The following is an 18,142-nucleotide window of genomic DNA, read 5'->3' on the forward strand; positions in this document are numbered from 1 at the left end:
ACACATTCTCACCAGGTTCACCTCTCAACGGAGGTAAATCTCTTTTTTAACAACCACTTACCATCCACGCCGATCAAACGCCAGCTTTTTTGCGGTGGCCATGGAAAACCATTGTTGCACAGCGACAGCGATGCCCACAAATTTTCATGTCTCACCATTGAAAATTTATGTCGCAATTTTGAATGTTTTTGCGCCATGCGCCGTGATAGCGGCTTGGCTCGAGTCTGAAGCGTTTCAGCCATGACTGCAAGTAAGGCTTGTGGCCGGCAGTCTGGGACAGAAAAGCCTGCCGCGTGACAACGCAGCAGGCTAGTCGAAAGTCAGTAATCGCTCAGCAACTGGGCAGCGGGGTGTTGCCGCCCGGAAGGTATCAGCGGGCCGAGGCCAGCTCTTGTTGGACGCTGGCGACGGTACGTGGCCAAGGTTTACCAGCCTGGACCTTCGCTGGCAAGTTCTTGATTGCCGCAACCGCTGCGTCGCGGTTGGCAAAGTTGCCGTAAGTGACTACGTACAGCGGCTTGCCCTGCAGGTTTTTCTTGAAGTAGCGATAGTCGCCACCCTGGGCCTTGACGAATGCCTGGGCCGAAGCCTCGGAGCTGGTACCCAGGATTTGCACCACGTAATTGCCCGGTTTCTGACCGGCGTACCAGCCGCTGTTGCCGCTGCCACCGGCTGCCGGCTTCTCGACAGGCTTGGCGGCCGGCTTGGCCACGGCGACCTGAGTCGGTGCTGGCGCAGGCTTGGCAGGTGCAACCGGCTTGGCCGGCTGGGTTGCGACAGGCTTCGGTGCAGGCGCAACCGGCTGCGGTTGCGGCTGGGTCGGCGCCGAGGCTACTGGCTGGGCAGGCACCGGGGCCGGGCCCGCCGGCACACCTTGCGGTGGTGCGATGGTGGTCACGGTTGGCGGCGGGTTGCCTGGCTGCAGGGCGGTATCGCCGGCCGGGCTACCCTCTTCACCCTCGCCCATGCCCGCAGCCTGGGCCAGCGGCTCGCGCATCACCGGCTGCGACTGGCCAACCAGCGGCAATGGCATCGGCTGGGAAGAACCCGAGAACTCGATGGCCGGGTTGCCACCATTGGCCTGGCCTTCGCCAAGCGGCAGCTGGGCCTGGGCGACAGGCGCTTCGGCAGGCGCCTTGTCACCTTTCTTCGGCATCAACACCGCGGCCGCAACGGCGACCACAACCACAGCGGACAGCGCGAGCACATGTTTTTTAGGCATCTTGAACCCCATGGATGGTCGCTTGGCCGTCGAGCGGCTGGCGATCATGGCTTCGATCAAAGTGTCACGGGCGACCTGGTTGATGTTGCCAGGCCAGCCGTCGGAGTTTTCATGGATATCGACGATCTGTTCACGGCTGAACACCTCGATGCCCCGGCCAGCACCTTCCAGGCGCTGCTCCAGGTACTCGCGGGTTTCTTCTTCACTGTAGGGGGCGAGTTCGATGATGTGGAAGCGTTCTTCCTCGATATTGATCTCGTCCAGCCCGGCAATCAGCGACGGCTCACCGAACAGGAACACGTGCGGGCGCCCTTCCGGTACACCCGCCGCCAATTCCAGCAACGCTTGGAGTGCCGACTCGTCGAGTTGTTCCGCATCGTCCACCAGCAAATACACTTCCTGGCCAGTCAGTGCCAATTGCACCACCTTGGCCAGGATCGCCTGCATTTCGGCCTCGGCCACATCCAGGTTCTGCGCGACCTGGCCGAGTACGCTGGCGGCATCGCTGGCACCACGAGCGGAAACCACCACGCTCTGCACCGCCTGCTTGTTGGTACTGGCCACCAGGGCCTGGCGCAGCAGGGTCTTGCCACTGCCCAGCGGGCCGGTGACAACCAGCATCAGCTGGCTGTAGCGCGCCAGGTGGTGCAGTTGGCCGAGCACGGGCTTGCGCTGGGCCGGGAAGAACTTGAAACCGGGCACGCGGGGCGCGAACGGATCGTGGCTCAACTGGTAATGGTCGAGAAAGGCCTCATCGGCATGCAAACTGGTCATTGCGCTGTCACAACCTCAAAGCTGGGCCACGATCGCGCGGTAATCCGCCGACAACGTGGCCTGTAGAATCTCTTTCGGATAGTCGTCGGTCACCACGGCCTCGCCCATCTGGCGCAGCAGCACCAGACGCAGGCGGCCGTCGAGCACCTTCTTGTCGACCGCCATGTGCTCCATGAAATGCGCCGGGGTCATTTCCTGTGGTGGCACCACCGGCAAACCTGCGTCCTGCAACAGGCGGATTCCGCGATCGCGCTCGGCCTGGTCGATCCAGCCAAGGCGCATGGACATCTCCAGGGCCATCACCGTGCCCGCCGCCACGGCTTCGCCGTGCAGCCACACGCCATAACCCATGTGGGTCTCGATAGCATGCCCGAAGGTATGCCCCAGGTTCAGCGTGGCGCGCACGCCGGACTCGCGCTCGTCAGCACCCACCACCGCGGCCTTGGCCGCGCAGGAGCGGCTGATGGCTTCGGTCAGCGCCGCCGGGTCGAGGGCACGCAGCGCCTGCATATTGTCCTCGAGCCAGGCGAGGAACGGCTTGTCGCAGATCAGGCCGTACTTGATCACTTCGGCCAGACCGGCAGACAGCTCGCGCGCCGGCAGGGTCTTGAGGCTGGTGGTGTCGATCAGCACCGCATTGGGCTGGTAGAAGGCACCGACCATGTTCTTGCCCAGCGGGTGGTTGATGCCGGTCTTGCCGCCCACCGAGGAGTCGACCTGGGACAGCAGGGTGGTCGGCACCTGGATGAAGTCGACACCGCGCTGGTAGCAGGCGGCGGCGAAGCCGGCCATGTCACCGATCACACCGCCGCCCAAGGCGACCACGGTGGTGCGGCGGTCGTGCCGTGCAGTCAGCAGGCCATCGAAGATCAGCTGCAGGGTTTCCCAGTTCTTGTGGGCTTCGCCATCGGGCAATACCACCGGCAGCACCGAATAGGCACCCAGGGTCTTGCTCAGGCGTTCGAGATACAGGGGCGCGACGGTCTCGTTGGAAACGATGGCAACCTGCCGCCCGGCGATGTGCGGCGCCAGCAGTTCAGGCTGGTCCAGCAGGCCTTCGCCAATGTAGATCGGGTAGCTACGCTCGCCCAGGTCGACCTTTAGTGTCTGCATGTATCCCCACAATGTACTTGAGCGCTGCGCTGTTCGGGCGCCCGCGCGGTAACGTTGAACCTAGCCTCGGCGCTGGTGGCCGAGAATAGTCCCGGGCTAACGGGGCGGCAACTGCTGCAAGCGCTCGAGAATATCAATCACCACCATGCGAGGCGGCCGCTCGTCGGTTTCCACCACCAGGTCGGCGATCTCGCGATAGAGCGGGTCGCGGGTTTCCAGCAGGGCGCGCAAGGTCGCCTCGGGATTGGCGGTGCGCAGCAGGGGGCGATTGCGATCACGTGCGGTGCGGCCAACCTGCTGCTCCACCGAAGCATGCAGATAGATCACCCGGCCACCCTGGTGCAGGGCCTGGCGGTTGGCTTCCCGCATTACCGCGCCACCGCCGGTCGCCAGGACCACGCCGTCGAGTGCGCACAGCTCGGCGATCATCGCCTGCTCGCGGTCACGGAAACCCGGCTCGCCTTCCTTGTCGAAAATCCACGGTATGTTGGCGCCGCATCGCAGTTCGATTTCCTTGTCGGAATCCTTGAACAGCAGGCGCAGCTCTTTGGCCAATAGGCGTCCGATGGTGCTTTTACCAGCGCCCATGGGCCCCACAAGTATCAAATTTCGCACAGAATCAACGACTCACAGCAATCGCCTGGTCACTCATGATACGCGGAGTCAGGAAGACCAGCAGCTCGGATTTTTTCTCTTGTAATGCATCGCGTCGAAACAGCCGCCCAACATACGGCAGATCGCCAAAAAATGGCACCTTGTCGACCACATTGTTTTGCGAAGTCGAGTACACGCCACCGATCACGATCGTTTCACCGTCCGTCACGCGAACCTTGGCATTGACCTCGTTCTTGCGGATCGGCGGTACGTTGTTCAAGGCATTGACGTAATCCGGCTCGTCCTTGGTCACCCTGACGGTCATGATCACCTTGTTGTCGGGGGTGATCTGCGGAGTTACCTCCAGCGACAACGAGGCTTCGCGGAACGCTACCGAGGTGGCGCCGCTCTTGCTGGTTTCCTGGTACGGCACCTCGGTACCCTTGAGGATCCTGGCCGTTTCCTTGTCGGCCGTGACCACCTTGGGCTGCGAGATGATTTCGCCGTTGCCGCTCTTTTCCATGGCACTGAGTTCCAGGTCGAGCAACACGTCGCCACGCAACAGGCCCAGGCCAATGCTGCCACCCACCCGCTCAACCCCCAGGTCGACGAACAGATCCTTGCCCGGGCGCGGGCTCTCGACATACAGCGGCCCGCCCCAGCGCACCCCCAGGCTTTTCTCGTAATCGACGTTAGCCTCGACGATACGTGCCTCGATCGCCACCTGGCGCACCGGCACATCCAGCTGCGCTACCAATTGCCGAAGCTCGGCAAGGCGGTCGGCCGGCTGGTGCACCACCAGCGTATTGGTGCGTTCATCGACACTCAGGCTGCCCCGGCCGGTGAGCTCGCCGTCATCCGCCAGGCTCTCCAGCAGCAACTCCGCCAGCTCGGCAGCCTCGGCGTGATGGATGGGCAACAGTTCCCGGTGCAACGGCTGCAACTGCGCATCCAGCGCCTGGCCCACACGGGCATCGACAGATTGCGCGGCAAACTCGGCCGCGGGCGCCACCAGCAGCACATTGCCCTCCTGTCGCCGGGCCAGGCCCTTGCTGCGCAGCACCAGGTCCAGCGCCTGGTCCCATGGCACATCATCCAGGAGCAAGGTGACGCTACCCTGCACAGCATCGCTGGCGACCAGGTTGACACCGGCGTAGTCAGCCAGCACCTGCAGCACCGAGCGCACTTCCACATCCTGGAAGTTCAGCGACAGTGGTTCACCCTGATAAGGCATCGCCCATGCCAGCGGGACCGGCAGCAGGGCTGCCAGTACCCATTTCATCAATGTTTTCATCCTCGTCCCGGGCCTCCTTGCCCTGGTGCTTCGCGAGCGTGATGAACGCCATGCGTTCATGCCACACGCCCGCCATGAACAGCCGTTCGCGTACTTCGACCTGAGTTCGATCAACCCTCGCCACCACCCCCTGGTCACGCCCGACCCGGTCCCCAGGGCGCACGCGATAGAGCCTGCCGGCCGCCATCAGCAGTGCTTCGTGTTCCGCCCCACGCGACAGGCTGCCTACCATCTCCAGTTGCGCCAAAGGCACGCCGCCCAACCCGCTATCCGTCAACCGTGTCGCTCCGGGCGCAAACGGGTCGACTTGGGGCGCTGCCGTCACGCCCCTGGCCGGCATTCGCGCAAGCGTCACAGGCTCAGGCACTGGCACCAGCGCCTGATAGGCATCAACCCGCAACTGCAGGCGTAGCAGCCCAGGCTTGCCATCGGCCGGAGCCAGCTGCAAGTCACCGCTGCGCAGCACACGCGCCTGGCCCAACCAGTCGTCCAGCCACTGCCGCAGGGCCACGTATCGCCCTACCACTTGTAACTCCAACGGTACCTTGCGGAAACCGGCCTGCTGTTCGTCGTCATGTACGTCGAAGCGCTCGATCAGCAAACCATGTGCATGCCCCGATGCCGCCAGGCGCTCGAGCAGGTCACTCATGCCCTCCCCGGCCGCCAGGTGCCAGTACGCCTCCCGCAAGCGTTGCTCGGCAATGGTCACAGAGGCCTGGATTTGCTCCAGCTCGGCCAACTGCGCCGTGCTGGCTGACTGTTTTTCGTGCAACTCGGCGTAGCGGGCCTCCTCCTGCGTCTGTTGCTGCAACGCTGCAGGCAGACGTATGGCGCAGCCCAGGCCGAACAACGTCAAGGCCACCAGCACTGGCGCCAGTTGCCGGAAGCGGCTGGAGCGCTCGGCCATGGCCAGCCAGCCGAGCACCTGCGAAGCATTCACGACCAGAACGCCGAAACGCGCGCGCCCAGCACGAATTCATCGCCGCCCGGCAGGCCCCTGATGCGCTTGAGCTCCAGACCGATCAGCGCACTCGAACGGCTCAGGTCACGCATGAACTGCGCGACTACGGCACCGGATGTGGCCAGCCCAGTCATCTGCAGGCTGCCGTCTTCCAGGCTGAGTTCGAGCAGTTGCACACCCACTGGCAACGCCCGCTCGAGGTCAGCCAACACCCCGGCCAGCACATCCTGGTGGGCGCGCAGTCCTTCCAGCGCCGCCGCGCGTGCCAATAGCGCCTCATGCTGCGCACGCACTTCGGCCAGCGGCTGCAACTGCTCGCCCGCCACCTCCAGGGCAGCCTGGCGCTGAGTGTTGGCCAGCGCCTGCTGCTGCCCGCGCTGGCGGGCCAGCTGGTCGACCAACGTCACTCCACACAGGGCCAGCAGCGCACCGGCAATCAGTTGCCTGCGAAAACACCGCAACACGGCCTGGCGTTGCCGTTCGCGCCAGGGCAGAAGGTTCAGCCGCATCATCGACGCAACCCTCCGAGAGCAAGGGCGCATGCCAGGATCATCGCGCCATCGACGGGCTCCAGGCGCGCCACATCGGGCAGCAGGCGACACGGCAAGTTCAACCGGGAGCCGAGGCTCTGCATATGGCCCGTTTCGATCGGAGAACGGCCGGCGATCAACAGGCAATCGGGCAAAGGCTCACTGGCGAGCAGGGCCAGCAGGCGCTCCGGCAGTTCCCCCGTTATGGTCGACAGCCCCAGGCTCAGCTCACGCCTTTGCTGAGGCCGACCCGACTGCCAGCCATAAAGGGTGCTGCTGTGCGCCTCGATACGCAGCAGCGCCGAGCTCTGATGCCTGCCCCGCGGCAGCATGCGCCCCAAGGCAATGCTGTCGACCTCCACGGCATCCAGTTGCAACCCGGCCTCCTCGACGATGCCTTCAAGTGGCGCCAGTGCGCTCTGCCGACACGCCGCCACCATCACTTCGGCGCAGCCCGGCTGAACGCGAGAGCCTCCCAGGACCTGAAAATCCAGGGCCAGGTCTTCCAGCGGGAATGGGAACAGCCGTTCGGCGTCAGCCAGCAGTTGCGCCTCCATTTCTGCCCCGCCCTGTTCTGCCGGCAGGTGGCACAGCTTGCAGATCACCTGGTTGCCCGGCAGTGCCAGCGCGACCCGGCGCTGCCTGAGGCCGCTGCGTCGGTAGGCGCGCTTCAAGGCAGCCGCCACCGCGCCAGGCTCCGCTGCCCAATCACTGCCAGGCGGTGATTCGAACGGCTCTTGTACCGAGGCAAGCACCCGACAGCGCCGGTTACGCCGCTGCAGTTGCACAATCCGAATGGTGTCAGGGGCAATTTCCACCCCCACGAGTGAACCGGCATCCTTGCCGAAGCGTCCTAGCATCGTGGCATCCTTGTTGTCTGTCGCCGCCATCTGTCGCGGCTACCTGCCTCAACCCCGCGTCAACACTAGGCCGCGCCGGCCCATCGAGGCGACGGGCAGCCTGGCCGGTAACCCGGAGAGGCGAAAAAATGCTTATAATGCCCAGCGTTTTTTGGTCCGCCGGACCTGCGTGCAATCCACTCCCAACCTGGACACCGAAAAGCCTTGATACGTCTGCTGAAGTTCTTCTGGTGGTCTTCCGTCGCAGTCATCTGCGCGCTCGTACTCGGTGTGAGCGGTGCGTTTCTGTATCTTAGCCCCAGCCTGCCCTCGGTCGAGTCGCTCAGAAGCATCCAGTTGCAGATCCCCCTCAGGGTGTACAGCAGCGACGGCAAGCTGATTGCCGAGTTCGGCGAAATGCGCCGCTCGCCGATACGCTTCGCGGAAATTCCCCCACAATTCATCCAGGCGCTTCTGTCGGCCGAGGACGATAATTTCCTCAACCATTACGGTGTCGATCCCAGCAGCCTGATGCGTGCCGCGACCCAGCTGGTAAAAACCGGCCATATCCAGACCGGCGGCAGTACCATCACCATGCAGGTGGCGAAGAACTTCTTCCTCACCAGCGAACGCAGCTTCTCGCGCAAGACCAACGAGATCCTGCTGGCCCTGCAGATCGAACGTGAGCTGACCAAGGACGAGATCCTCGAGCTGTACGTGAACAAGATCTACCTGGGCAACCGCGCCTACGGTATCGATGCCGCCGCGCAGGTGTACTACGGCAAGTCGATCCGCGACGTGAGCCTGGCGCAGATGGCGATGATCGCCGGCCTGCCCAAGGCACCTTCGCGCTTCAACCCGCTGGCCAACCCGGTGCGCGCCAAGGAACGCCGCGACTGGATCCTCGGCCGCATGTACAAGCTGGGCAAGATCGACGAAGCCAGCTACCAGGCAGCCCTGGCCGAGCCGCTCAACGCCAGCTACCACGTGCCCACGCCTGAAGTGAATGCGCCTTACATCGCCGAAATGGCCCGCGCCGAAATGGTCGGCCGCTACGGCAGCGACGCCTACACCGAAGGCTTCCGCGTCACTACCACGGTGCCCAGCGACATGCAGGAAATGGCCAACAAAGCCATCCTCAACGGCCTCTCCGACTACGATGAGCGCCATGGTTACCGTGGCCCCGAAGCACGCTTCCCGGGCCGCACCCAGGCGGCCTGGCTGCAGGAGCTGGGCAAGCAGCGCAGCCTTGGCGGCCTGGAGCCGGCCATCGTAACCCAGGTCGAAAAAACCGGCCTCAAGGTGCTGACCCGCAGCGGCCAGGAAGAGCTGGTGGCCTGGGACACCATGAAATGGGCGCGCCCATTCATCAACAGCAACTCTCAGGGCCGTGCGCCGCAGTCGCCGGCAGATGTGGCGCAGGTCGGTGACCTGGTACGCCTGCAGCGCCTGGAAGATGGCAAGTTCAAGTTCAGCCAGGTACCTGGCGCGCAGAGTGCGCTGGTCACCCTCGACCCTTACAACGGCGCCATTCGCGCCCTGGTCGGCGGCTTCTCGTTCGAGCAGAGCAACTACAACCGCGCCATGCAAGCCAAGCGTCAGCCGGGCTCGAGCTTCAAACCGTTCATCTACAGTGCCGCCCTGGATAGTGGCTACACCGCATCCAGCCTGGTCAACGACGCACCGATCGTGTTCGTCGACGAGTACCTGGACAAGGTCTGGCGGCCAAAGAACGACACCAACACCTTCCTTGGCCCGATCCGCATGCGCGAAGCGCTGTACAAGTCGCGCAACCTGGTTTCGATCCGCCTGCTGCAGGCCATGGGCGTAGACCGCACCATCGACTACATCGCCAAGTTCGGCTTCAACAAGCAGGACCTGCCGCGCAACCTGTCGCTGGCACTGGGCACGGCCACCCTGACCCCAATGGAAATCGCCACAGGCTGGAGCACTTTTGCCAACGGCGGCTACAAGATCACCCCATACCTGATCGATCGCATCGAAAGCCGCAGCGGCGAGACGCTGTTCACCGCCAACCCGGCCCGGGTACCGCAAGGTGCCGAGGACCAAGCGGGCGTGGCCGCGCCCGAACAGCCGATCAGCACCGCTGCCATGCCGGGCGAGGCCCCCGCAGCCTTCAGCCAGGTGGCGTCTGCACCGCAGGCGCCGGCCGTGGCCGAGCAGATCATCGACGGGCGCACCACCTACATCCTCACCAGCATGCTGCAGGATGTGATCAAGCGCGGTACCGGCCGCCGGGCGCTGGCCCTGGGCCGTACCGACCTGGCAGGCAAGACCGGTACCACCAACGAGTCCAAGGACGCCTGGTTCTCCGGCTACAACGCCGACTACGTGACCACCGTGTGGGTCGGTTTCGACCAGCCTGAAACCCTCGGGCGCCGCGAGTACGGCGGCACGGCGGCACTGCCGATCTGGATGAGTTTCATGGGAGCGGCGCTCAAGGACAAGCCTGCGCATGCGCCGGCAGAGCCGGAAGGCATCCTCAGCCTGCGCGTCGACCCGGTCAGCGGCCGTGCCGCTTCGCCGAGCACGCCGAATGCCTACTTCGAGCTTTTCAAGGCCGAGGACTCGCCGCCGTCGGTGGACGAGCTGGGCACTGGCGCAGCACCGGGCAGCCCGTTGCCGGCGGATGAAGCTGCGCCGATGGATCTGTTCTAAAGAACAGCGGCTAACGCCATTCGTGTAGGAGCGGCCTTGTGTCGCGAAAGGGCCGCAAAGCGGCCCCAGCAATGTCTGCTTGATGCATGAACTCCGGGGGCGCTTCGCACCCCTTTCGCGACACAAGGCCGCTCCTACAAGGGGACCGCGTCAGCCGGAACACCGGCAAACAAAAAGCCCCGGCTCATACGAGCCGGGGCTTTTTTGTGTCGCCAGGCAGCAATCAGCCGTTGAACACTTCATCCACGCTGGTCAGCGGGTAGTGCTTCGGATACGGCAGGGTAGCCACGCCGGATTCGATGGCAGCCTTGGCCACAGCGTCGGAAACGACGGTGATCAGGCGGGCGTCCAGCGGCTTCGGAATGATGTACTCACGGCCGAACTCCAGGCCTTCCACGCCGTAGGCCTCGCAGACTTCCTTCGGCACTGGCAGCTTGGCCAGGTCTTTCAGGGCGATGGCGGCAGCGATCTTCATTTCTTCGTTGATGCGCTTGGCGCGAACGTCCAAGGCACCACGGAAGATGAACGGGAAGCCCAGTACGTTGTTGACCTGGTTCGGGTAGTCGGAACGACCGGTAGCCATGATCACGTCGTTGCGAGTGGCGTGCGCCAGCTCTGGCGAGATTTCCGGGTCCGGGTTCGAGCAGGCGAACACGATCGGGTTGGCAGCCATCGACTTCAGGCCTTCGGCGCTCAGCAGGTTCGGGCCGGACAGGCCTACGAACACGTCGGCACCGTCGAGTGCATCAGCCAGGGTGCGCTTGTCGGTAGCGTGGGCGAACTGCGCCTTGTACTGGTTCAGGTCGTCACGGCCAGCGTGGATCACGCCGCTGCGGTCGATCATGTAGATGTTCTCGACCTTGGCGCCCATGCTCACCAGCAGCTTCATGCAGGAGATGGCGGCAGCGCCAGCACCCAGGCAGACGATCTTGGCGTCTTCCAGCTTCTTGCCGGCGATTTCCAGGGCGTTGATCATGCCGGCCGCAGTCACGATGGCGGTACCGTGCTGGTCATCGTGGAATACCGGGATGTCGCACTGTTCGATCAGGGTGCGCTCGATTTCGAAGCACTCAGGCGCCTTGATGTCTTCGAGGTTGATGCCACCGAAGGTGATCGAAATGCGGCGAACGGTGTCGATGAACGCCTGCGGGCTTTCCGATTCCACTTCGATGTCGAACACGTCGATACCGGCAAAACGCTTGAACAGAACACCCTTGCCTTCCATGACCGGCTTGGAAGCCAGTGGGCCGAGGTCACCCAGACCGAGGATGGCGGTGCCATCGGAAATCACCGCAACCAGGTTGCCTTTGCCGGTGTATTTGTAAGCCAGCTCTGGATCACGGCCGATTTCACGCACGGGCTCAGCAACACCTGGGCTGTAGGCCAGGGCGAGGTCACGGGCGGTGGCGGTGGGCTTGGAAAGTTCGACGCTCAGTTTCCCCGGACGAGGTTGAGCGTGATATTCGAGAGCGGCGGTTTTCAGGTCTGACATGGTGGGCATTCCGCTATTTACTGTTCTGACGGACCGCCGAGGATACGCAAAGAGCCGGGGAGCCACAAGACTGGTCGGTCACTTGTGTCAAGGCCTTTAGCCTACGACTTTACGCTATAACCCACGGGGCATACGGCTAACAGTGTGTACAATCTAGTAGCGAAATGTCTACATCTTTTAGCCTGAAATGCGCTCTAACATGCTCGGATCGGTCAATGGCAACACCCAGCGTCGCTGCCCGGGCCTGAGGCCGCCCTTGCGGGAACGATCCAGCACCCAACCACGCGCCTCGACCTGGCGTCCCTTGAGGTTATCGAAGAAGCTGGCGGGGAAGTTACGCTGCAGACGAGCGGGAACCTGCAGCACCACGGCACCGTTCAGGTTCAGCCAGATTCCGCCACGGTTGCGCTCCACGCTTTCGATGCGGCCCGCAATGACCGCGAAACCTGAGCGCCTCACATCCCCCGCACGCACCACCGGCGAACGGCGCCACAGGCCGGAGCCAGCCTTGCGCGCAGCCTGTTCGGCAAGCTGCTGGCAAGCACTGAGGCGCACGTTGGGGGCAACCGCGACGCGATAGCCCAGGCCCTCGCTGAGCAACTGTGCTTCGATATTGTCACCATTGCGGCCGTAGATATGCGCCAGCGTCCGGCCGTATTTGTCCTTGGCCTCGATACCTGGCTCCAGCCCTACACGCCCGTCGCTAGCCTTGACCAAGGCCTGCAAGCGCTGCCTGGCGGCCTCCGCATAGGGTTCGCTGGTGCGCCCGTTGCGGCCGATCTCCGGGGCGTTGATGCCGATCAGTCGCACGCTGCGGCCATCGACCAGGCGCAAGGTATCGCCATCAACCACCTGGCGCACCGCCACCTGCTGCGGGCTGTCCGGTAGCGGGCAGAACGCCAGGGCCGGGAAATGCCAGATGACGCCCATAAAAAAGGCGCCCACAAGGGGCGCCTTTTTTTGCAGCAATGCGAAACCCGAGGGGTTCGCCATGCGCATGATTACTTCTTGGTACCGAACATACCGAAGCGATCGGCGAACTTCTGTACGCGACCACCGGTGTCCAGGACTTTCTGCTTACCGGTGTAGAACGGGTGGCACAGGTTGCAAACGTCGATCGACAGGGTGCTGCCCAGGGTCGAACGGGTTTCAAACTTGTTGCCGCAGCTGCAGGTGACTGCAACTACTTCGTAGTTCGGATGAATATCTGCTTTCATGGTCACTTCCTCGAGCTGCGTGCCGCCACCCAACACCAATTGTTGAATACCGCACGTAATTAGGCGGCGAATAATACCAGAGCATCACGCCAACGCAAGTTGTCGCTTGCACCGACCGTCGTCTGCTAGGCTCGCCAGTCTTTGAAACGCCCTCCGAGACTTTCCGCGTGTCCGACGTCATCCTGCGCCTTGCCCTGCCCTCTCCGCTGCGTCGCCTGTTCGACTACAAGGCGCCGGCGAGCATGGCGCGCCAGGCCTTGACCCCGGGCATGCGTATTCGCGTGCCATTCGGTCGCCGCGAAATGATCGGCGTGCTGGTGGAGGTGTGCGAACAGAGCGAAGTGCCCGCCGACAAGCTCAAGCCGGCCAGCGCCCTGCTCGACCCGGTATCGCCGATTCCGCCAGCACTGTTCAAGTTGTGCCTGTGGACCGCCCAGTACTACCAGCACAGCCTGGGTGACACGCTGAGCTGGGCCCTGCCGACCTTGCTGCGCCAGGGCGAACCTGCCGAGATGCGCCAGGAGCGCTTCTGGCACGTCGCCCCCGGCGCCCGCCTGGAAGACCCGCGCATCGCCCGCGCACCGCGCCAGCGCGATGCCCTCAAGACTCTGGCCCAGCACCCGCACGGCGTCGCCCACAGCCTGCTGGCCAAGCTCAACCTGAACAAGGACAGCCTCGACCTGTTGCTGGCCAAGGACCTGGTGCAGATCGAGGTCCGCCGCCATCTGCCGGCGCTGCGCCATGAACACTGGCTGGCACAGCCGGAACTGCCGCTCAACGAAGAGCAACGCGACGCCTTCGACGCCGTGCGCGAAGGTTTTGGCGGCTTTGGTGCCTTCCTGCTGGCGGGTGTCACCGGCAGCGGCAAGACCGAGGTATACCTGCAGCTGATCCGCGAAACACTCGAAGCCGGTAAGCAGGCACTGGTGCTGATCCCGGAGATCAACCTCGGCCCACAGACCCTGGCCCGCTTCGAGCAACGCTTCAACGCCCGCATCGCCCTGCTGCACTCAGCGGTAAATGACCGCGAACGCCTGGATGCCTGGCTGGCAGCCCGGGATGGCGAGGCCGACATCATCATCGGCACCCGCTCGGCGCTGTTTACGCCGATGAAGAACCCCGGCCTGATCATCATCGACGAGGAGCACGATGGCTCCTATAAACAGCAGGAAGGCCTGCGCTACCACGCCCGCGACCTGGCGTTGGTACGTGCCCACCAGGAAAACATCCCGATCCTGCTCGGTTCCGCCACGCCATCACTGGAAACCCTGCACAACGCCCTGACCGGTCGCTACCGCCTGCTGCGCATGAACCAGCGCGCTGGCGGCGCCCGCCCGCCGCGCATGCTGCGCCTGGATGTGAAGAGCCTGCCGCTGGACAGCGGCATCAGTGGCCCACTGCAGCAGGCCATCCGCCTAACCCTGGAGGCAGGGCAGCAAGTGCTGGTGTTTCTCAACCGCCGCGGCTTCGCCCCGACCTTGCTGTGCCACGATTGCGGCTGGCTGTCCGAATGCCCGCGCTGCGATGCGCGCATGACCGTGCACCAGCGCTCCGGCGTGCTGCGCTGCCACCATTGCGGCTATGACGAGCGCCTGCCGCAACAGTGCCCGCAGTGCAACCACGTTGACCTGCGCCCGGTCGGCGCCGGCACCGAGCGCGCCGAGGAGCGCCTGAAAGTGCTGTTTCCCGACTACCCGATCCTGCGGGTGGACCGCGACAGCACGGCGCGCAAGGACGCCATGCACAACCTGTTCAGCACCATCCAGCGCGGCCAGCCAAGCATCCTCGTAGGTACCCAGATGCTCGCCAAGGGCCACCACTTCCCGCGGGTGACGCTGGTGGCCATCCTCGATGCCGATGGCGGGCTGTTCTCCGGCGACTTCCGCGCCAGCGAACGCATGGCACAGCTGATCGTGCAGGTTGCCGGGCGGGCCGGGCGGGCCGAGGAACCCGGCAAGGTCATCATCCAGACCCACCTGGCCGACCATCCGCTGCTGGTGCAGCTTACCGAGCAGGGCTACTTCGCCTTCGCCGAACAGGCCCTGGACGAACGCCGCGCCGCCGGGCTGCCGCCTTACTCACACCTGGCGCTGCTGCGCGCCGAAGCGCACAAGCCCGGGCAGGCCGAAGGTTTCCTCGACGAGGCCTGCGCCGCTGCCGAGCGCCTGGTGGCCGAACAGCGCCTGCAGGGCATCGAGCTGCTGGGCCCCGTGCCGGCACCGATGGAACGACGCGCCGGGCGCTTCCGCGCACAACTGTTGATACAGGCCAACACCCGGGCGCCCTTGCATCGACTGATCAGCGCCTGGTTGCTAGTGTTGGAGCAGATACCGAGCGGGCGCCAGGTGCGCTGGTCGCTGGATGTCGACCCGGTAGACCTGTACTGATTTTAGGGGCTGCTTTGCAGCCCATCGCGACACAAGGCCGCTCCTGCACAAGTACCTCCTGTAGGAGCGGCCTTGTGTCGCGATGGGCCGCAAAGCGGCCCCAAAGGTTGGCAACCCGCCTCCAGCCACGGATAATGCCCAGTTTTTCCACCTGCGCATCCAAGCGCTCCACCGCGCTTGCGGTCGAAAAGAGATCCCCATGAAAGACACCATTCGCCAGCTGATCCAGCAAGCCCTCACCCAACTCGTCACCGACGGTGTGCTGCCTGAAGGGCTGTCGCCGGCGATCCAGGTGGAAAACGCCCGGGACAAGACCCACGGCGACTTCGCCAGCAACATCGCCATGATGCTGGCCAAGCAGGCCGGCATGAAGCCGCGCGACCTGGCCGAGAAACTGATCAATGCCCTGCCGGCCAGCACCGACATCAGCAAGGTCGAGATAGCCGGCCCCGGCTTCCTCAACTTCTTCCAGAACACCGACGCCCTGGCCAACCGCCTGGATGCCGCACTGGCTGACGCCCACCTGGGCGCGCGCAAGGCCGGCCCTGCGCAGAAGGTGGTGATCGACATGTCGGCACCCAACCTGGCCAAGGAGATGCACGTCGGCCACCTGCGTTCGACCATCATCGGCGACAGCGTGGCGCGCGTGCTGGAGTTCCTCGGCGATGACGTGATCCGTCAGAACCACGTGGGCGACTGGGGCACCCAGTTCGGCATGCTGCTGGCCTACCTGGAAGAAAACCCGATCACCAGCGACGAGCTGTCCGACCTGGAAAACTTCTACCGCGCCGCCAAGAAGCGCTTCGACGAATCCGAAGAATTCGCCACCCGCGCCCGTGGCCTGGTGGTCAAGCTGCAGGCCGGCGACCCGGACTGCATGGCCCTGTGGACGCGCTTCAAGGACATTTCGCTGTCCCACTGCCAGAAGACCTACGAGCTGCTCAACGTCAAGCTGACCATGGCCGACGTGATGGGTGAAAGCGCCTACAACGACGACCTGGCCAACGTGGTCGCGGACCTCAAGGCCAAGGGCCTGCTGGTCGAAGACCAGGGCGCCCAGTGCGTGTTCCTCGACGAGTTCAAGAACAGCGAAGGCGAACCACTGCCGGTTATCGTGCAGAAGGCTGACGGCGGCTATCTGTATGCCACCACCGACCTGGCCGCCGTGCGCTACCGCAGCAACGTGCTCAAGGCGGACCGCGCACTGTACTTCGTCGACCAGCGCCAGGCCTTGCACTTCAACCAGGTGTTCGAAGTTGCACGCCGCGCAGGCTTTGTCGGCCACCCGATGCAGATGGAACACATGGGCTTCGGCACCATGAACGGCGCCGATGGCCGCCCGTTCAAGACCCGCGACGGCGGTACCGTGAAGCTGATCGACCTGCTCACCGAGGCCAAGGAGCGCGCCTACGCGCTGGTCAAGGAGAAGAACCCGAGCCTGGCCGACGAAGAACTGCGCCACATCGGCGAAGTGGTAGGCATCGGCGCGGTGAAGTACGCCGACCTGTCCAAGCACCGTACCAGCGACTACAGCTTCAACTTCGAGCTGATGCTCAACTTCGAAGGCAACACCGCGCCTTACCTGCTGTACGCCTACACCCGCGTGGCCGGCGTATTCCGCAAACTGGGCAAAGGCTTCGATGAAGTTGAAGGCAACATCGTGCTGCAGGCTGCCCACGAGCAGGACCTGGCCGCGCGCCTGGCGCAGTTTGGCGAAATCCTCAACAACGTTGCCGACAAGGGCACGCCGCACGTGCTGTGCAGCTACCTGTACGACCTGGCCGGCCTGTTCTCCAGCTTCTACGAGAACTGCCCGATTCTGGCCGCCGAAACCCCGCAGCAGCAGCAGAGCCGCCTGCGCCTGACGGCGCTGACCGGCCGCACCCTCAAGCAAGGTCTGGAACTGCTCGGCCTGGAAACCCTGGAGCGCATGTAAGTTGGCTGCCAAGAAAAAACCCGCACCCAAACGCGGCGCCAGCCGCCAGACGGCGCCGGCCAAGCAGCCGATTCCCGGTTGGGTATGGCTGGCGGTCGGCCTGACCGTAGGCGCGTTCATTGTGTTCCTGATGAAGCTCGAGCCCGGTGGCGAAGACATCAAGCGCACCAAGCCCGAGCAGCAGAAGGCGGAGAAAGTGGCCGAAGCCGGCAAGCCGGCACAGGCCACTGCGCAACAGCCGGTGAAGCCGAAGTATGACTTCTACACGCTGCTGCCGGAGTCCGAGGTAATCGTGCCACCGGAGGCCGTGCCAGAGAAGACGCCACCCGTCCCGGCCCAGCCGGTGACACCGGTGACGCCGGCCGAAGCGGCGAAGATCGACACGGCGCGAGCGCAGGCGGCGCTGATGGGGCAGACCCCGCCACCGGCACCGCCGGTGATCAAGCCGGCGGCAACCACCCAGTTCTTCCTGCAGGCTGGTTCGTTCCGCAAGCAGGCCGATGCCGACAAGGTGCGCGCGCAGATCATCCTGCTGGGCCAGTCGGTGAAGGTGGAGTCGGGCACGGTCAAGGACGAAACCTGGTACCGCGTGCTGGTCGGCCCGTTCAGCAACCGTGAACAGCTGACCGGGGCGCAGAAGCAGCTGGCCGGGGCAGGGTTCAGCAACCTGTTGCTGCAGCAGCGGCAGACCCGTCAGTAATTTTCATTCAGGGGCGCTTTGCGCCCCTATCGCGACACAAGGCCGCTCCTACACCGACCGCCAGTCAGGTTTACCCGGCCCCTGTAGGAGCGGCCTTGTGTCGCTAAAGGGCTGCAAAGCAGCCCCAGCACCTTCAACCTCGCCCGGCGTTGCGCTCTGAAACCTGGCTGTTCAGCGTCCAGAAGTCATACAGCACCCCCACCAAGAACAGCCCGCCGGTAAAGAAGTAGATGATCGCGGTGATCCACTTGCCCTGATACAACCGGTGCAGCCCAAACACGCCGAGGAAGGTCAGCAGGATCCAGGCGATGTTGTAGTCAATGCGCCCGGACTGGAACCTGAGGTCGGCTTCACGGTCCATGGACGGGATCAGGAACAGGTCAATCAGCCAGCCGATNCCCAGC

General features: G+C 64.0%; 15 protein-coding genes. 4 read left to right on the forward strand and 11 right to left on the reverse strand.

Annotated features, from left to right (window positions below):
- Positions 1 to 370: 370 nt before the first annotated feature.
- From JV551A3_RS29440 to pilM, 7 genes are all read right to left on the reverse strand, one after another.
- Positions 371 to 1,996, reverse strand: a complete 1,626-nt coding sequence (locus JV551A3_RS29440) for an SPOR domain-containing protein (RefSeq protein ID WP_133976043.1) — start codon at positions 1,994 to 1,996, stop codon at positions 371 to 373.
- A 15-nt stretch (positions 1,997 to 2,011) separates the two neighbouring features.
- Positions 2,012 to 3,109 carry a 3-dehydroquinate synthase gene (gene aroB, locus JV551A3_RS29445; RefSeq protein ID WP_133976045.1) on the reverse strand — a complete coding sequence of 366 codons (1,098 nt, stop codon included), beginning with the start codon at positions 3,107 to 3,109 and terminating at the stop codon, positions 2,012 to 2,014.
- Between the two features lie 96 nt (positions 3,110 to 3,205).
- On the reverse strand, positions 3,206 to 3,724 hold the full coding sequence (gene aroK, locus JV551A3_RS29450; RefSeq protein ID WP_025340956.1) for a shikimate kinase AroK: 519 nt from the start codon (positions 3,722 to 3,724) through the stop codon (positions 3,206 to 3,208).
- A 4-nt stretch (positions 3,725 to 3,728) separates the two neighbouring features.
- Positions 3,729 to 4,997: a type IV pilus secretin PilQ gene (locus JV551A3_RS29455; protein ID WP_133976047.1), complete on the reverse strand. Its 1,269-nt coding sequence runs from the start codon at positions 4,995 to 4,997 to the stop codon at positions 3,729 to 3,731.
- A complete protein-coding gene (locus tag JV551A3_RS29460; protein ID WP_133976323.1) occupies positions 4,921 to 5,922 on the reverse strand; it encodes a pilus assembly protein PilP in 1,002 nt (333 codons plus the stop codon). The genes JV551A3_RS29455 and JV551A3_RS29460 overlap by 77 nt, the downstream gene beginning before the upstream one ends.
- Positions 5,923 to 5,933: 11 nt before the next feature.
- Positions 5,934 to 6,470 carry a PilN domain-containing protein gene (locus JV551A3_RS29465; protein WP_133976049.1) on the reverse strand — a complete coding sequence of 179 codons (537 nt, stop codon included), beginning with the start codon at positions 6,468 to 6,470 and terminating at the stop codon, positions 5,934 to 5,936.
- On the reverse strand, positions 6,467 to 7,348 hold the full coding sequence (pilM, locus tag JV551A3_RS29470; protein ID WP_133976052.1) for a type IV pilus biogenesis protein PilM: 882 nt from the start codon (positions 7,346 to 7,348) through the stop codon (positions 6,467 to 6,469). Before pilM ends, JV551A3_RS29465 begins: the two co-directional genes overlap by 4 nt.
- 207 nt (positions 7,349 to 7,555) lie before the next feature.
- Between pilM and JV551A3_RS29475 the strand changes: the two genes are divergently transcribed.
- The gene (locus JV551A3_RS29475; RefSeq protein WP_371257969.1) at positions 7,556 to 10,006 is read left to right on the forward strand and encodes a penicillin-binding protein 1A; all 2,451 of its coding nucleotides are present in this window, start codon (positions 7,556 to 7,558) and stop codon (positions 10,004 to 10,006) included.
- Positions 10,007 to 10,229: 223 nt separating this feature from the next.
- Here JV551A3_RS29475 and JV551A3_RS29480 read toward each other — a convergent pair whose 3' ends face one another.
- The 3 genes from JV551A3_RS29480 to rpmE all read right to left on the reverse strand — a co-directional run bounded on the left by JV551A3_RS29480 (position 10,230) and on the right by rpmE (position 12,715).
- Complete coding sequence (locus JV551A3_RS29480) at positions 10,230 to 11,498, reverse strand: malic enzyme-like NAD(P)-binding protein (RefSeq protein WP_133976054.1); 1,269 nt, start codon at positions 11,496 to 11,498, stop codon at positions 10,230 to 10,232.
- A 177-nt stretch (positions 11,499 to 11,675) separates the two neighbouring features.
- Positions 11,676 to 12,497, reverse strand: a complete 822-nt coding sequence (locus tag JV551A3_RS29485; protein WP_133976056.1) for a thermonuclease family protein — start codon at positions 12,495 to 12,497, stop codon at positions 11,676 to 11,678.
- A gap of 2 nt (positions 12,498 to 12,499) precedes the next feature.
- Entirely contained in the window at positions 12,500 to 12,715 is a 216-nt protein-coding gene (gene rpmE, locus JV551A3_RS29490; RefSeq protein ID WP_046613534.1) for a 50S ribosomal protein L31, read from the reverse strand.
- Positions 12,716 to 12,882: 167 nt separating this feature from the next.
- Here rpmE and JV551A3_RS29495 point away from each other — a divergent pair, with 167 nt between their 5' ends.
- From JV551A3_RS29495 to JV551A3_RS29505, 3 genes are all read left to right on the forward strand, one after another.
- The gene (locus JV551A3_RS29495) at positions 12,883 to 15,102 is read left to right on the forward strand and encodes a primosomal protein N' (protein ID WP_133976058.1); all 2,220 of its coding nucleotides are present in this window, start codon (positions 12,883 to 12,885) and stop codon (positions 15,100 to 15,102) included.
- A 199-nt stretch (positions 15,103 to 15,301) separates the two neighbouring features.
- Positions 15,302 to 17,038: an arginine--tRNA ligase gene (argS, locus tag JV551A3_RS29500; RefSeq protein WP_133976060.1), complete on the forward strand. Its 1,737-nt coding sequence runs from the start codon at positions 15,302 to 15,304 to the stop codon at positions 17,036 to 17,038.
- 1 nt (position 17,039) lies between these two features.
- A complete protein-coding gene (locus tag JV551A3_RS29505) occupies positions 17,040 to 17,738 on the forward strand; it encodes an SPOR domain-containing protein (RefSeq protein WP_112249676.1) in 699 nt (232 codons plus the stop codon).
- A gap of 133 nt (positions 17,739 to 17,871) precedes the next feature.
- Here JV551A3_RS29505 and JV551A3_RS29510 read toward each other — a convergent pair.
- On the reverse strand, positions 17,872 to 18,142 hold a 271-nt coding region (locus JV551A3_RS29510), incomplete at its 5' end, for a TM2 domain-containing protein (protein WP_133979345.1).

Origin of the sequence: Pseudomonas inefficax, from assembly GCF_900277125.1 — a bacterium.
Classification (GTDB): domain Bacteria; phylum Pseudomonadota; class Gammaproteobacteria; order Pseudomonadales; family Pseudomonadaceae; genus Aquipseudomonas; species Aquipseudomonas inefficax.

Bases quoted from the DNA above. Each gene is read 5' to 3' on its own strand.
- JV551A3_RS29440 (WP_133976043.1), bottom strand. From the start codon at position 1,996: ATGACCAGTTTGCATGCCGATGAGGCCTTTCTCGACCATTACCAGTTG.
- aroB (WP_133976045.1), bottom strand. From the start codon at position 3,109: ATGCAGACACTAAAGGTCGACCTGGGCGAGCGTAGCTACCCGATCTAC.
- JV551A3_RS29455 (WP_133976047.1), bottom strand. From the start codon at position 4,997: ATGAAAACATTGATGAAATGGGTACTGGCAGCCCTGCTGCCGGTCCCG.
- JV551A3_RS29465 (WP_133976049.1), bottom strand. From the start codon at position 6,470: ATGATGCGGCTGAACCTTCTGCCCTGGCGCGAACGGCAACGCCAGGCC.
- pilM (WP_133976052.1), bottom strand. From the start codon at position 7,348: ATGCTAGGACGCTTCGGCAAGGATGCCGGTTCACTCGTGGGGGTGGAA.
- JV551A3_RS29480 (WP_133976054.1), bottom strand. From the start codon at position 11,498: ATGTCAGACCTGAAAACCGCCGCTCTCGAATATCACGCTCAACCTCGT.
- JV551A3_RS29485 (WP_133976056.1), bottom strand. From the start codon at position 12,497: ATGCGCATGGCGAACCCCTCGGGTTTCGCATTGCTGCAAAAAAAGGCG.
- rpmE (WP_046613534.1), bottom strand. From the start codon at position 12,715: ATGAAAGCAGATATTCATCCGAACTACGAAGTAGTTGCAGTCACCTGC.
- argS (WP_133976060.1), top strand. From the start codon at position 15,302: ATGAAAGACACCATTCGCCAGCTGATCCAGCAAGCCCTCACCCAACTC.